Below are 14102 nucleotides of genomic sequence, written 5' to 3'. Positions count from 1 at the left end.
TCATTAATACCTAACAGGCAGGTTATAAAATCTTATATTTTAGCTAAGATAATTCTTCGATAGAAACTATCCTAAATCAATTTCTTTTATATAACAAATCTTATTTTGTTTCTATCTGTTTTAAAAGTTCGTCTACGGCTCTTTTCAACTGTACATCTTTACCCTTTGCTTTATCATCTGGCGCATTATCTAGAATAATGTCTGGTATAGCAGGACCTAACTCCATATTTTCTTCTGAGCTCTTTACATACCAGCCTCTATAAGGCATGCGCACGATTGAACCATCAATAAGCCTAGTTGATCCTGTAGAGATTACTGCTCCAAAAGTAGGCATTCCAACTAGTGTTCCAATTCCAAGAGATTTATAGGCATGAGAAAATATTTCTGCATTAGAGTAACTTGTTTCATTGCACAATGCAATAGAAGGTTTTGTCCAGGAAGCAAGTGGTAAACGCTCACTAAAAGGATAGTTATCTTTAAAGTTACGGTGTTCTTTTTGCAGGTTTTTAGCCGCTCCTCTAGGAACCGTGTATGCATGTTGACGAACCGTAAGTACTGCCATTAAATAGTCTGTGGTCCAACCACCTCCATTGTATCTAACATCAATCACAATACCTTCTTTTCCAAGGCCTGCAGCCGTAAGTTCTCTTTCAAATCTTTCAAAACTCTGCCAGTTCATACCCTGAATGTGAATGTATCCAAGTTTACCATTTGAATAGGTGTCTGTCAATTTTTTTCGCGAATTTACCCAAGCATTATAATTTTCAACTCTAGCACTACTTTTAGGTCTAATAACAACTTCTCTGCTATCTCCTTCGCTATTTTTAACGGTTAAATATATTTTTTGATTGGCAGTTTCCGTTAGCAAATTATACAGATTATCATTAGCTTTTATTTCATGACCATTAACTCCCGTAATTATTTCTCCTTTTAATAGTTTGCTACTACTGCGGTCTGCTGGCATTGCTGCTACAATTTCTGTAATTTTCAACCCTTCTTTACCTTCCGGTTTTACAGAAACTCCCAATAAACCAGTAGTCTGCTTTTGCAATGCTGCTCTATCTTCGCCTCTATACATTCCCATATGACTTGCATTGACCTGACCTAACATCCAATTAAAAATCGTCTTAAAATCAGCCCGTGTTGAAGCTTTCATTGCAAGTGGTTTATACTGGGTTCTTAGCGCTTCCCAATCTTGACCGTGAAAATCAGGATCATAAAACCCCTCATTAATGGCCTTCCATGCTTCTTCAAAAATCTGATTTGATTCTTTTTGATAATCAATATTCATTTTTGCGGAGAACGACTGTGATTCTGGCTTTCCGTCTCTCATTTTAAGTCGATAAGGATTTCCACCAAAAGCTGTATAATAAAGGTAGCTTCCTTTGGCATCTGTCACTACATTACTTGGACGTTTATTTTTAGTAGTTAGTGCTTTGGTCTCTTTTCCATCCCATTGAATGGAATAGAGATCTGAATCTACGGTTGCATTACCTCTACCTCCAAATGCTGTTGTATAATAAATGGTATGGCCGTCTTTTGAGATTGCTCTTGCAAATTCCCCTCCCGTATAAGAAGTAACTTGAACCTGACGCTCAAAAATACCCTCAAAATCAATCGTTACTTTTACTGTCGATTTTTCCTCGGTAGTTTTATCTTTCTTTTTGTCACCTTCATTTTCCACTGCTTCCAATTCATCCCAATCTTCTTTTGTTCTTTCCCAGTCTTCCTTTTGAAGCCATACAAACCAAACATCAAAATCGCTATTATTGCGGTTACTGGAGAACACCAACTTTTTACCATCTGCACTCCAAATAGGGTTTATGTCATATTTAGGATGCATACTAATATTCACAGGCTTCTTGCTATTGTCTGCCTTATGAATATATACTTCCTCATTAAAATTGAGTCCGCTTAAACTATAGGAGATCCATTGACTGTCTGGTGACCAGGCAACACCATCTGGGGTATCCCAACCATCTAATAAAATCTTTTCATTAGAAAGTTTTCCATCTTCAGCGATGGATGCAACTACTAATGTACCTCTGCCTCTAATAAAGGCAATAGATTTTCCATTGGGTGCAATAACTGGTTTATTTTCTTGTGCTTTTGTCTTAGTAAGACGCGTTATCTTGTGTTTAAGTGTTTTAAACAAATCTTTTTCTTTGGAATCATCAGAAACCACCAAATAAAGATCATTTTGACCATCGCGATCTGAAACAAAAAGGATTTTTTCATCGCTTAACCAAGACGCGTTTCTATCTCTATAAGCACTCTTAGAAAGATTTACAGTTCGTTTTTTATCCTTGCCATTTTCTTTGACAAAAATCTCTCCTCTAATTTCAATTATACCATAATTTCCGTTTGGTGAGGGTTTAATGGCATCCACTTTAGAAGTAAAAGTCTTAAGTTCTACAGGATCAAATCTATAATCTGCTTTGAGATCTAGTTTTACCTCCTGAAGACTTCCAGACGACAAATCCAAAAGTAAAACATGATCTCCTTTTGTTGCTATTAATTTTGTTGCATTATCACTAACACCATAGGAAAAAATACCCATGTCTGAAAAATCTGTTATCTTAGAAAAATCCGAATTTTTAGTACCTTCATAACTTATACCTACTTTATAGATATTGTATTTACCGCTTCTGGCAGATTGGAAATAAAGTGTTTCATTACCAGCCCATTGTGGGTAAAAATCATTTCCTTCATCTACAGTGATTTGAAAATATTGATCGTTCTTTATATTATATATCCATACATCACGGTTAGCAGGACCTCTATATACTTCTCTTTCGATTCTGCAAGATCCTTTAGTGAAGGCAATTTTTGTTCCATCTGGTGATAGTACCGCATCAAAACCCAAAGAATTTATATATCTATGAGGGGTACCTCCTGTATTCTCAACCATCAAAATCTCCGGTTCTCTTTCTACTTGTTGAAAATATCTTCTTGAATTAAAAATAATAGCTCCGTTTGCCGTGAAATCAGTCACCTGATCATTTCCTGAGTGATAGGTAAGTCTCTTAGGAAGTCCGCCTTCACTAGGTATCACATACACATCATCATTTCCATACCTATTGCTTTGAAAAGCGAGCTCTTTACCATCCGCACTCCAAATAGGTTTGGTATCATACCCTTCATGTATGGTGATACGTCTTGGATTTTTTCCAGACACCTCTGCTGTCCAAATATCACCTTGATAATTAAATGCAATTTTACTACCATCGGGGCTTAAGCTTGGAAAATAAATTAACGGTTCTTGAGCACTTACCAGTACTGCAATAAAAAAAACAAGAAAAGGCAATTTCTTAACAAATTTCATGTAAAGGATTTTTAGTTGGTATTAATTCAAAAGGAGAAATTAATTTTAAGAGCAAAATACATACTGGAATGCTGAGTGGCAATTTTTTAACGTTTCGTTTAACCAGAATTCTTCTCTATCAGAAAGAATTTATCTTTTCTTCCAGTTGTTATTAATTATTTTAACATTTAGACATTTAATTATACTCACTGTAAACATACATTGATACCATCTAAAATATCCCATATAAAATTTAAAAACACCGCTTAGTATTACTAAAACATTGTTAATTCAAATACTATATTCATTCTTTTTTAATATTTTTAATTTTATAGAAAATATTGAATTTATACTTGAATTTCAAACATGTATACTAAGAAATTACGCACTATCTTCAATTGTGAATTAAGTGAAAATTAATTAAAACATTGCTATGAAAAAAATCTTACTCCTATTGTTATTTGTTCTTTTATCTCCAAACATTAAGGCACAGGATACGAGTACAATTGAAGACCGTTATGCATCTTATTTTGAACTGCCCAGAGAATCTATCTTTTTACATTTAAACAAAAGCACTTTTATAAAGGGAGAGTCTATTTGGTTTAAAGGGTATGTCTACGATCGTAAGCAAGGGGTTCCCTTTAAAGAAACTACCAATATTTATGTAGGTTTATACAATAAAGAAGGAAAGCAATTATCTAAATATCTGGTAAAAGCTACAGATGGATATGCTGCTGGCACTATTAAAATAGACTCTACCTATGCTACCGGTGCATATTTTTTGAAAGCAAATACGAATTGGATGCGTAACTTTAATGAAGATGATGCATTTGTACAAAGAATACAGCTCATAAATGAAGAGAAAGCTAATTCACCAGCAATGGAAAGCACTTATGATTTACAACTTTTACCGGAAGGAGGTCATTTAGTGGATCAGGTTCCAGGAGTAGTTGGGGTAAAGTTAGTTAATAGTGAAGGACGTGGGGTTTCTTTTGACCAAGGAGTACTTATCAATAAATTGGGAACTAAAATCACTGATTTTAAAGCGAATGCTTTTGGAATGGCGAGTTTTTCATTTACACCTGATATTAATGAAAGTTATCAGGTTTTGGTTACTCTAAAAGATGGTGAAAAAATAAATGCCGCAATTCCAAACATTAAAGAAAAAGGTGTTGTTTTGAAAGTAGTAAATACACCAGGAACCAAAGAAGTTTTAATTTCTATTGCTACTAATAAAGCAACTTATAAAAATATAAAGCAAAAGCCTTTTCATTTATTAATACATAAAGACGGTGCATCTAAAAGCAGTCCATTTGTTTTTAATCAGTCTGAAAAGGAAATTATTCTACCTCTTAAAGAAGATTTTCTTTTCAAGGGTATCAATACCATTACCCTTTTTGATGAAAATGAAAATCCTATTGCAGAACGTATGATTTTCAATCATTACAACTGGAAACCCACAAATGCAGCAATCAGTATTAATGAAATCAAGGGAGATTCTATAACGCTAGATCTTCAATTCATGAGTGATTTAAATTCTGAAAAAAATATAAGTGTTTCAGTGCTTCCATCAGAAACAAGGGCTTACAATCAAAAAATAAGTACTTTTTCTGAGTTTTTATTAAAACCATACGTAAAAGGTCATATAGAAAACCCTGCTCATTATTTTAAAGAATCAACCCGAAGGAAAGCGTACGATTTAGATTTGTTATTACTTACCCAAGGTTGGAGTAGATATGAGTGGAATAGCATCTTTAATCGTAAACCAAATCCTGTTTTTGAATTTGAAAACGGACTTACCCTAAAGGGTGTTTTTAACCATCCAAAACTTGATAAATTCCCTGCTTTTTTTATTGATGCTTCAAGGTATCATGAATCTAGAGTACAGGATCTTAAAAATCCGAATTTTGAAATACCCAATATGTATTTTGAAACCGATGAAAAAGTAGAAATTCAATTGGTAAAAAGAAATGGCAAATTAAAGACGCACAGTTTATATGCAAGAACTTTGAGTAATCTTTCTACAGATCAACTGAATACTACCCATTTCAATACACCCCTTTTATTCACAGAACCCCTTCCAGATCTTACGTATGATTTTCAGGACGAAAAAATTGTTTTTCTAGAAGAGATAGATTTGGTAGGGAAAACCAAAGAAAAAGAGAAGCGATATAATAACTATATTTATCGTAAAAATGATGTTACGGTTGACCTTGAAACTGCTAATAAATTACCTTTTGTAACTGATATCATTCGCAGAAAAGGCTTTGATGTTAATGATGATACTCCGGGAACAGTGACTATCTTTAGTAGACGAAGGAGTAGTCTAGGAAACCAGCAACCTCCTATTGTATACTTTGACGATACCAGATTGGCTGGAGGTTTTGATATTCTATGGCAATTAAGAAGTACCGAAATTGAAAGAATTGTGGTTGAACCCATTGGAATTTCAGAAGGCAGTAGAGGTGCGGGTGGCGTGATTAGAATCTGGAGTCGCAAAGGTTCCATTTTTGGAGATGTTGAAAAACAACGTCAAAAAGTATTTATTGATAACTCTATTTCCTACTTACCCGTAAAAGAGTTTTATGCACCTAAATATTTATATTCTAGTCCGTTATTTAGATATTTTGGGGTCATACATTGGGAACCTAAGGTAACTACAGATGAAAAAGGTAAAGCGACTATCAGAGTGCTAAATACGGGAGTTAGGGAACTTAATCTTTATATTGAAGGGATGTCTAAAAATGGAGAATTGATTAGTACTATGAAAACGGTTAGAATAGATAAATCAGCGTCAAAATAAAAATCCAATCTAGTACAAAACTGATTATCCTAAGATGATAGTGAGTGACCAAAATAATAGAAAAAATAATTTTTAAAATTTAATTCTATTGAGGGGTGCCTTATTAAAGGGTGCCCTTTTTTGTTTAATAAAACTCACCCCAACCACCCTTCTCTATCCAAACTGCGGTATTGAATGGCTTCGCTGATATGGTGCCGATTTATCTAGAATTATAAAAAGGGATAAGACTCTCTAGCTGTAAGGATTATATATGGGTTAATATTGATTTCTTTTTTTTACTATAACTTATTTATTTACAATTTCAACATTGATTATTTTAGAGTTACATCTAAAGGGTTTGTTGTTTTATTTTAAGCTATCGGTTAAAATAATATTTCTTCATATTTATAACTCTTAGTAACAAATTGGGTTTATTGGTACACAAACATTTACTGCTTGGATATTCTGGAAACAGCAAGGACATATTATTGGTTTTTTTTCTAATACATCAATAACTTTATTGAAAACATTATTTAATTTGAGAACTTTTGAAGAATTAATATTTTTGAGCCTTTGCAGATATTCTCTCTTATTCCCTAAATTAGATATTGGCACTCCAAAGAGGTTTTTAAATTTAGGTGAATTTTTGTACTCTGTGATAATTTTTTCTCTCAAAACAATCTTATTGGTTAGTTCAGAATTTTTGAGAGCATTATATTCTTCAATATTCCTAATGCTCACATGCTTTCCGTTTCGATTCAGGATTTGGAATTCTATTTTTTGAAAATCAATATTTTTAATATTTTCTTCTATCTGAGAAACAAGTTCATTTTCAATATTTCTAGTTACTCTTTTTTCCGACTCACGTATTTGCTTATCAAGATTTTGCTCTTTTTTCACATGAGAATTGACGATTGAATTGTACTTCTTAATCAACCTATTGCGTTGCTTTTTCTCATTTACAATACTCTTTTGTTTTTTAATTTTACTTTTATCAAATACAGCAACAAAACTTTTCAGAATATCATCCCGGGTTGCTTTACTTATTGCTTTTAAAAGGGTTTTAACAAGATCATTCCTAATATCAGGAAGTAATTCAGAAATAACGCCAATACCTTGAGATGAGATAGCGGTATAGATTTCTTCTAAAATAAATAAAACTTTTTTGCTTGAGTTTTTTTCTTTTACTTTTTGTTTTAGTTCTTCAACATAATCATCAACTTTATTTTCAAAATCAACACCGTTTTTATAAGTCCATTGCTCCTCATTAAAGAAGTAATTAACCTTTTCATTAATACCAGATTGCTTTCGCCCATAGTCTTGAAATGAATTAAACTCTTTTTCTAAATAGTTTGCAGATGTAAGTATAAGTGAAATACTGTTATAGTTAACTTTGTTAACTTCAATACTATCTGTGAGTTTTTGAAGTTCATTTTTAAAATCATTCTGTAATCTTCTATCAATTATTTTCTGGCTTTCCTTCTCTATTCGTTCATCAAATTCTTCATATAATGTTTCATAAGCAGCCAACTCAGAATCAAATGATTCAAAATTTTCAAATGTTGTTGAACCTGCGATTTTACTATAAATACGATTGTGAACTTTTTCAATATTAATCTTAAGTTCTGTAAGTTTATTTTCTACTTCATTACTGTCTTTTGCGATAATCCCAGAGAAGAATGTAATATTAGTGAGTATGGCAATAAATACTAATAACCGATTAAATCGTTTTTGAGCTAATTTTATGCGATTTCGGTTTGCTAGTAAAAAAGGGACAAGTATTATTAACAATCCAAAAATTAAATTAAGCCATAATTTATACTTCTGAAGACAATTAACAAATGAATATTCTTGAAAGCCATTTAACTTCTCTTGAACGTTCGCATAAAAAGTATTTGGTATATCAATAGGTAAGTACCCTTTTATTTCAAGTGATAGAAAAAGATAAACTATTCCTACTATCAAAAAAGGAATAAGGTAAGTATTTACAGTTTCAAGGAAGATAACCCATCTATCTATTTTGCGAACTCCAATGCCAGGAAAAGATGTTTTAGAAAAAGGATTTATATAATGAAGTGTAAAATTATGAAGCCTTTTTGAACCAACTATACTTTTTAAAAACTGCTTTCTATACACTTTAAATGGTTTATCAGGATTGACTAAGTTATTTGTGATTACAGGTTGCAGAAATGCCCTCAAGTGTACAATAACTAAACTCAATGTATAAAAAATAACAAGCCCAATAACTAGTCCCGTAAATGAAGTAAGTATGAAAAAGGAAAAATCCATGTGAGATAATCGTTTTATTTACCTCAAATGTAAACTAAACATAATGTTATAAAATACCCAATAATAGGTATTTAGGGAATATCTCATGAAGTTCATAAATAGAAATGAGTCTATATAATTACGGTAGTTTTGTATAACCTCCTCCTTTATTCTTTAAAGAAAATTTACCCCCCAACCACCCTTCTCCATCCAAACTACAGTATTGAATGGCTTTAGATGTATAATCTTTATTTACGGCTTCACTATTTTGGATCAAAAACAACAATGATCAATTTAAAGGGATGATGTCATATTTTCATAATACGAATAGCTATTTGTTAGACCCTTTAAAATGATACAGATCAACAAATAACATACAGCAAAACGACCGCATTCGGTAAATAATAAAGAGATGAAGCTACCTCCTAAGGACTAATGAATGCATTTTTTAGTGCATTCCATGCTACAAGGGTTTTTAGGATTTTATCTCCGCAATGGGTTCATCTATATGAGGGATCATCTCGAATGATTTTTTTGAAACCTTCTCTTTAAAATTTTCAATGGCCTTTTCGCGTTCCTCATCGGTGTAGCCTTTATAGTTATGTATGTAGTACATCTCCAATCTTTCCTTTAGGTTGTATTTCATAGTTGGACAGGCCTTTTCGTTTTCATTCCAGCTCTTTGGGCATCTACCCCCACAAATAGGAAGTATTCTACAGGTACTACATGGAAAGGTACCTTTCAAGAGAGTATCGTTCCATTCACTTAGAGGAGGATTATCGTATGTGGCATGTTCGCCATCCACATTAATATTACCCAACACATGGTGGGACTTCTCATAGTGTTTGGAGTATGATACCTCTGAACAGTTGAACACATTACCATAGGCGTCTATAAGCTCTGCATTCTTTTGTACGGCAAAACACACTACTTTTTTTCTCCCGGGTAGATTTCTTAGGGGGTTTGGAAACCCGCGATCTAACATCTCTAACTTCCACAGCATCTCATCTTTAGTAAACTGCTCTTTTGAGGAAGTCTTGGAGCTGGCATCGTTACCACCCCAATCGTAGATCTTAATGGGGTAAAAATAGGCTAACTTTTTATGCATGCCTTCTTTAACAAGCAAATCGATCAGTTGCGAAACCCCCTCCTCGTTAGATTCGTCTACATTGCACCGTATGCCGATTCTGGCTTTGAAGTCAAAGAAATCCTCCCTGGAGGTAATCTTTTTTAGGTTGTTGAAGATAAGGTCAAACGACTTGCCGCCTCCCTTAACATATCTGTGCTTGTCATGTTGCGCTGCTACACCATCAAGTGTTATCTCAAATTGGTTGATTGACAATTCTGTAACTGCCTCAACAAATATGTCCTCTTTTAAACTAAGACCATTTGTCACCATCTTGGCATTGTAGCTAAGTCCGTTATCGGAGCAGAAGCCTTTCAGTCTCTTGGTCAATTCTCGTATCTGCTTAAGCCCCATTAAAGGTTCGGCACCAAACCAACCCACAAATAATCCTTTGTAATTGCCTTTGAGCAGCTTTTGCTCAATTCTGTGGTATATTTTCTCAATGAGAGCCTCTCCCATATCGGCCTTCACATGTTGCTGACCACAGTAGTAACATCCCAACTGGCAGTTGGCACTTGGCTGCAGTACTTCATAAAGTATTCCTGATTCCCTAGCTGATGCCTGCTTATTATCACTCACTACGGCAAACAACTCATCCTCTTCTTCAGGAACCAGAACCTGACCCTCAACAAGCTTGTTAAATTTTTCTTTGGGAATCTCCAGGAATCTGCCATTATTTATATAGTCAAGAGAAGTCTTGGATACAATATATGCCTTGGCTTTTCTGCCACTAAAGACCACTCTGTCTTCCTGGCCATTTACTGCATTCGATATTATAGCGTAATTTGATAGTTTGTAGTTAGATTTCATGATCTTTTATTTTTTATAGATAATACCTTCCTTCTTAACATGTTGAATATTATGTAATAAAAGAAAAAGGGTACAACCAGTTTCTTTGCTTCCGATAGCATCCAGGAGAAGTCTATATCATCGTTGAAGAATAGCAATTTTTTAAAGAATAGATATATATTGTAGGGAAATTGGAGTATGGAATTGGGATCGTTGTAGATCACAAAACCCAGAAAGACAAAAAGGAAGAACATGCTTAAGCTTCCATAGATGAGCAGGAAATAATCCGTCCTGGTCTTCGGGGTCCACTTAAAATTCCTCGATAATTGAACAATAAATTCTTTAACAGCCCTGAAACCCTTCCGTCTTAGATTGTGTATTTTTACCGCGTCTGACAACACCCAATATCCATCATACCTGAAAAAAGGGTTTAGGTTTGTTATAAAAGACAGCAGATTTATGTAAATAAACAGCAGTGCCATACCGCTGTAAGTAAACATGAAGATGATGCCGGCGAGTGTACAGAGGAGCAGTTGCATATACAGACCTGCCAGGTTGACGATGATTCGTTCTCTTTGCCTGAGCTTCCACACATCGGTTACATCTGCATAGAGTACCGGGGAAATTAAATAGAAGCCCAGCCCTATACCCCCATGCTTAGCACCAAACTTTCTGCATGCAGAGGCATGTCCCAGTTCGTGTAGTAGTATTCCTGACATGGCAAGGAATGTAGCAATAAATGTCTCCTGAGCTGTCATGGTTTTCATACTTTCGATATAGGATGGGATGGTTACAAGGGGTATTATAAAGCACAGCATCGCGATAGCACTTATATAGAAAAAGATGGGTTCAAAAAAGTTCTTGAAAATCCAACTTACCTTGCCTACCAGCTTAGCGCTGAAAAGGGGCATCCTTACAGTCAGGTAGTCTAAGGGATTCACTTTGGAGACAAGCACGCCTTCCATCTCAATGATTCCGTTCGGTGCTAATTTCTCATAGATCAACTTCTTTACTTCTTCTAAAGAAGCCTTAATACCTAGCTCTTCGTTTATGATTTTTACAATAGTCTCAAAGTTATCGTACTCGCTGTCTTTGAGCCTTTCAACGATCTTTAGGACCGTATCATTCACCACTACCCTTTTATCATGGGCTTTTTCATGAATGAGGTAATCACCCTTTTCGAACTTCTGAATGCTCAAATCACTGGAAAATTTTATGGAGACAGCACTGCTCATACTCTGTGATTTTTTATAGAATTATATCTGTGTAGGGCTCGATGACAGTTAGTAGTAGTAAAAAGCCTTGCAAAGTCAGAGGTAATCACGTTATCCTTTCGCGGATCAAGTGTCCATTTCGCCACGCTACCGGGATCTATTACTTCTGTACCGGGAATTCGCAGAAAATACGAGGTGGGGAAGGATCCGTCCTCATACTGGTGGTTCAGCAAGTTGGTCACAACACGGTCAATGATTGATTCATGATCCTGATACAACTCTTTTGAACTACACAAGGCCCCTACGACCATTGCGGTAAAGAAAAAGTTCTTTTTCCCTGTTAGGTCTCTTACCACATGCTCCTCCTGATCTATGAAGGAGGTAAGTTCTGATGCGATTGATAAAACCTTGTCTGCATTCCCACGATCATGTTCCACCAGCGTCTCCAGAAGAAGGGCTGTGTTGTAAACAGGTGAAGTCCACCAATAGGCCTTCCAAAGGTTCTTATCCCATTGATCCAGAAGATACTTCTCCAACTTTTTTGCCGACTCCCCCTCGGGATCGTACTGGCACAAGAACTTGTACGCCAATGCGCTGACGCATGTATGTTCTTGGGTCCACCCCTTAAAGTCATTAATAAATTCCAGAGATCCATGCAAGGCTTGGTCATCAATGTAGGTGGTGAATCCACCACTTGGTAACTGATATTTCAACCAGCATGAGTATTCTCTGGCAACGTCATAACCGCGATGAGAGAGTGCCATCAGAGCGCAAGTGGTGCTGTCCGCATCAACAATCCAGTTAGTATTGAAACCCCATAAACAATCGTTTTGCCTGTGAGTGTTGAGGAAATCGCATGCCCTGTTCATAAGTGTATTGTCTTCTTTGGCTGGAAGCTGATGAACAATGTAGCCTGTAACCCATACGTCGCTGATCAGGGTATTGGTTACACAGTCAGCCCAAGATCCATCATCCCGTTGCCGTGTTTTTATATACTGTAGCGAATCATTCAGAGCTTTACCAATGTTATTAGATTTCTTCATGGAATTGGAAAGTGTTGAGAGTACTGTCCATCTTCTGAAGACTGTTTCCATGTTCGCTAAATTACTCTTTATTTCCAGTTCTTTGGTATTTATGAGTTCTATCCAAAGTGGTACCTTCGCTGAGCTTTTGCCCAATATTTCTTTTGACTTATCCAGGTGCTGCAGCGCTTTGTGATATAAATCTTGTGCTACACCCTCCATATAGAATACTTTAGAGACCTCCTCATAAGTAAGGTCAACAATTTTTCGTTTATTTCTGGTCAGAAAGGATATGACCTCTGAAATAGCAATGTTCGCCTGATCGTTCTGCAAATCTTCCTTCATGTCAAATATGTCGTCTACGATCTGAAAACAGATGTTGACATGCCGCTGTGAGCGATTAATGATATCCTGCATGTGTGCGTCTACCTGGTCGGGAAACAGGTGATGCCAGATATCAACTGCTATCTTGGCAAAGGCCATTTTGCGGTCTGATAGTTCCATATACACATCCCATGGAATGGTTTTTTGGGTTTTGTATTGTTGATCGAGTTTTAGCGATCCGAGGAATTCAGCTCTCCTTATGTTCCATGTGGTCCAAAAAGGATTGGAAAGTTCAAAGATGCGTGCTAAAAGCTTTACACCCTCCTCCTGACAGATACCCGAAAGGAAAGTAACCCTTTGCTTTTGATCGTTCCCTAAATTCTTTCTATCGTAGAGTAAGTCTTTCACGTTGATAGAATTATAGAAAAAGAAGGAAGCAAAACAAATATGATCCACAAGTTCGGGGTCATGCGAATCATCGATAAAGAACATCGGGTAAACAAGATAGATATTCTCTGCTTTGAGGGTTTCATTCCTGAAAAAATGCAAAATACGTTCTTTTATCTCAGAAGGATACGGTAACTCCTCACAGTACCGCAGAAAGCTTTCATGTTTGTTTTTTCTTATAGAGATTAAATTGTTCATGAGTGTTTTTAGAGAAAGAATTAGTTCCAAAATCCCGAAGTCGATTTGGAAATTACAGGAAAGCTTTAAATAATCTGATGTTGTCTGAATGCAGGACTGGTATTACTTTTATAACAAGGAGACAGAAATCAGCAAGAATAGATACCTATGACTAATTATCAATGGTAATAATTCTATCCGATTTCTATCTCCTTATCAAAGCATTTTTCCTACCATAGATTTAGTTAGTTGGTCTAATGGCAGGTCAGCCTGAATTTCTAGACATTGATTTTCAATGAAGAACAGTACCACCGCCACCGCCACCGGTGCCGCCACCGCCGCCGCCGCCGCAAACCGCATCTACGTCATTATCACAAACACCATTTATCTCATTCCCGCAGGCACCATCAATGTAACCAAGTTCTAACCTTGGTTCCAGTTCCTCTACCTTAAACAGGTCTTCGTTAATGAAGTCCTTTTTTTGAACATCGGTTCCTTTTTTACTACCTTTTTTTAGCTTCATACTATATTGATTAGTTTTTGTACCTACTTTCAGAAATTTAAAGTCGCTGTTTCGGCTTGTCCGACCATGTTTTCCTAAAATTGGGGTAAATAATGTTTAATATATATAATATTAATAAAATATTAA

At 35.5% G+C, this 14102-nt stretch carries 7 protein-coding genes; 1 reads left to right on the top strand and 6 read right to left on the bottom strand.

Features of this window, described 5'->3' with window-relative positions:
- Window positions 1-100: 100 nt before the first annotated feature.
- Complete coding sequence (locus WBG07_RS13380) at window positions 101-3325, bottom strand: S41 family peptidase (RefSeq protein ID WP_340202014.1); 3225 nt, start codon at window positions 3323-3325, stop codon at window positions 101-103.
- A 412-nt stretch (window positions 3326-3737) separates the two neighbouring features.
- Between WBG07_RS13380 and WBG07_RS13375 the strand changes: the two genes are divergently transcribed.
- Window positions 3738-6107 (top strand): hypothetical protein, encoded by a 2370-nt coding sequence (locus tag WBG07_RS13375; RefSeq protein WP_340202013.1) that lies wholly within the window; start codon window positions 3738-3740, stop codon window positions 6105-6107.
- A 393-nt stretch (window positions 6108-6500) separates the two neighbouring features.
- On the opposite strand, the gene WBG07_RS13370 is transcribed toward WBG07_RS13375, so the two are convergent.
- From WBG07_RS13370 to WBG07_RS13350, 5 genes are all read right to left on the bottom strand, one after another.
- Window positions 6501-8051, bottom strand: a complete 1551-nt coding sequence (locus tag WBG07_RS13370; protein ID WP_340202012.1) for a hypothetical protein — start codon at window positions 8049-8051, stop codon at window positions 6501-6503.
- A gap of 778 nt (window positions 8052-8829) precedes the next feature.
- Window positions 8830-10290: a radical SAM/SPASM domain-containing protein gene (locus WBG07_RS13365; protein ID WP_340202011.1), complete on the bottom strand. Its 1461-nt coding sequence runs from the start codon at window positions 10288-10290 to the stop codon at window positions 8830-8832.
- Complete coding sequence (locus WBG07_RS13360) at window positions 10287-11504, bottom strand: hypothetical protein (RefSeq protein ID WP_340202010.1); 1218 nt, start codon at window positions 11502-11504, stop codon at window positions 10287-10289. The genes WBG07_RS13365 and WBG07_RS13360 overlap by 4 nt, the downstream gene beginning before the upstream one ends.
- The gene (locus tag WBG07_RS13355) at window positions 11501-13474 is read right to left on the bottom strand and encodes a hypothetical protein (protein ID WP_340202009.1); all 1974 of its coding nucleotides are present in this window, start codon (window positions 13472-13474) and stop codon (window positions 11501-11503) included. Before WBG07_RS13355 ends, WBG07_RS13360 begins: the two co-directional genes overlap by 4 nt.
- A gap of 271 nt (window positions 13475-13745) precedes the next feature.
- A complete protein-coding gene (locus WBG07_RS13350; protein WP_340202008.1) occupies window positions 13746-13976 on the bottom strand; it encodes a hypothetical protein in 231 nt (76 codons plus the stop codon).
- Between the last annotated feature and the right edge of the window lie 126 nt (window positions 13977-14102).

The organism is Ascidiimonas meishanensis (assembly GCF_037782385.1).
GTDB lineage: Bacteria > Bacteroidota > Bacteroidia > Flavobacteriales > Flavobacteriaceae > Ascidiimonas > Ascidiimonas meishanensis.
Note: the sequence above shows the minus strand (reverse complement) of the source record. Positions and strands in the feature narration are given on the sequence as shown.

Bases quoted from the DNA above. Each gene is read 5' to 3' on its own strand.
- WBG07_RS13380 (WP_340202014.1), bottom strand. From the start codon at position 3,325: ATGAAATTTGTTAAGAAATTGCCTTTTCTTGTTTTTTTTATTGCAGTA.
- WBG07_RS13375 (WP_340202013.1), top strand. From the start codon at position 3,738: ATGAAAAAAATCTTACTCCTATTGTTATTTGTTCTTTTATCTCCAAAC.
- WBG07_RS13365 (WP_340202011.1), bottom strand. From the start codon at position 10,290: ATGAAATCTAACTACAAACTATCAAATTACGCTATAATATCGAATGCA.
- WBG07_RS13360 (WP_340202010.1), bottom strand. From the start codon at position 11,504: ATGAGCAGTGCTGTCTCCATAAAATTTTCCAGTGATTTGAGCATTCAG.
- WBG07_RS13355 (WP_340202009.1), bottom strand. From the start codon at position 13,474: ATGAACAATTTAATCTCTATAAGAAAAAACAAACATGAAAGCTTTCTG.
- WBG07_RS13350 (WP_340202008.1), bottom strand. From the start codon at position 13,976: ATGAAGCTAAAAAAAGGTAGTAAAAAAGGAACCGATGTTCAAAAAAAG.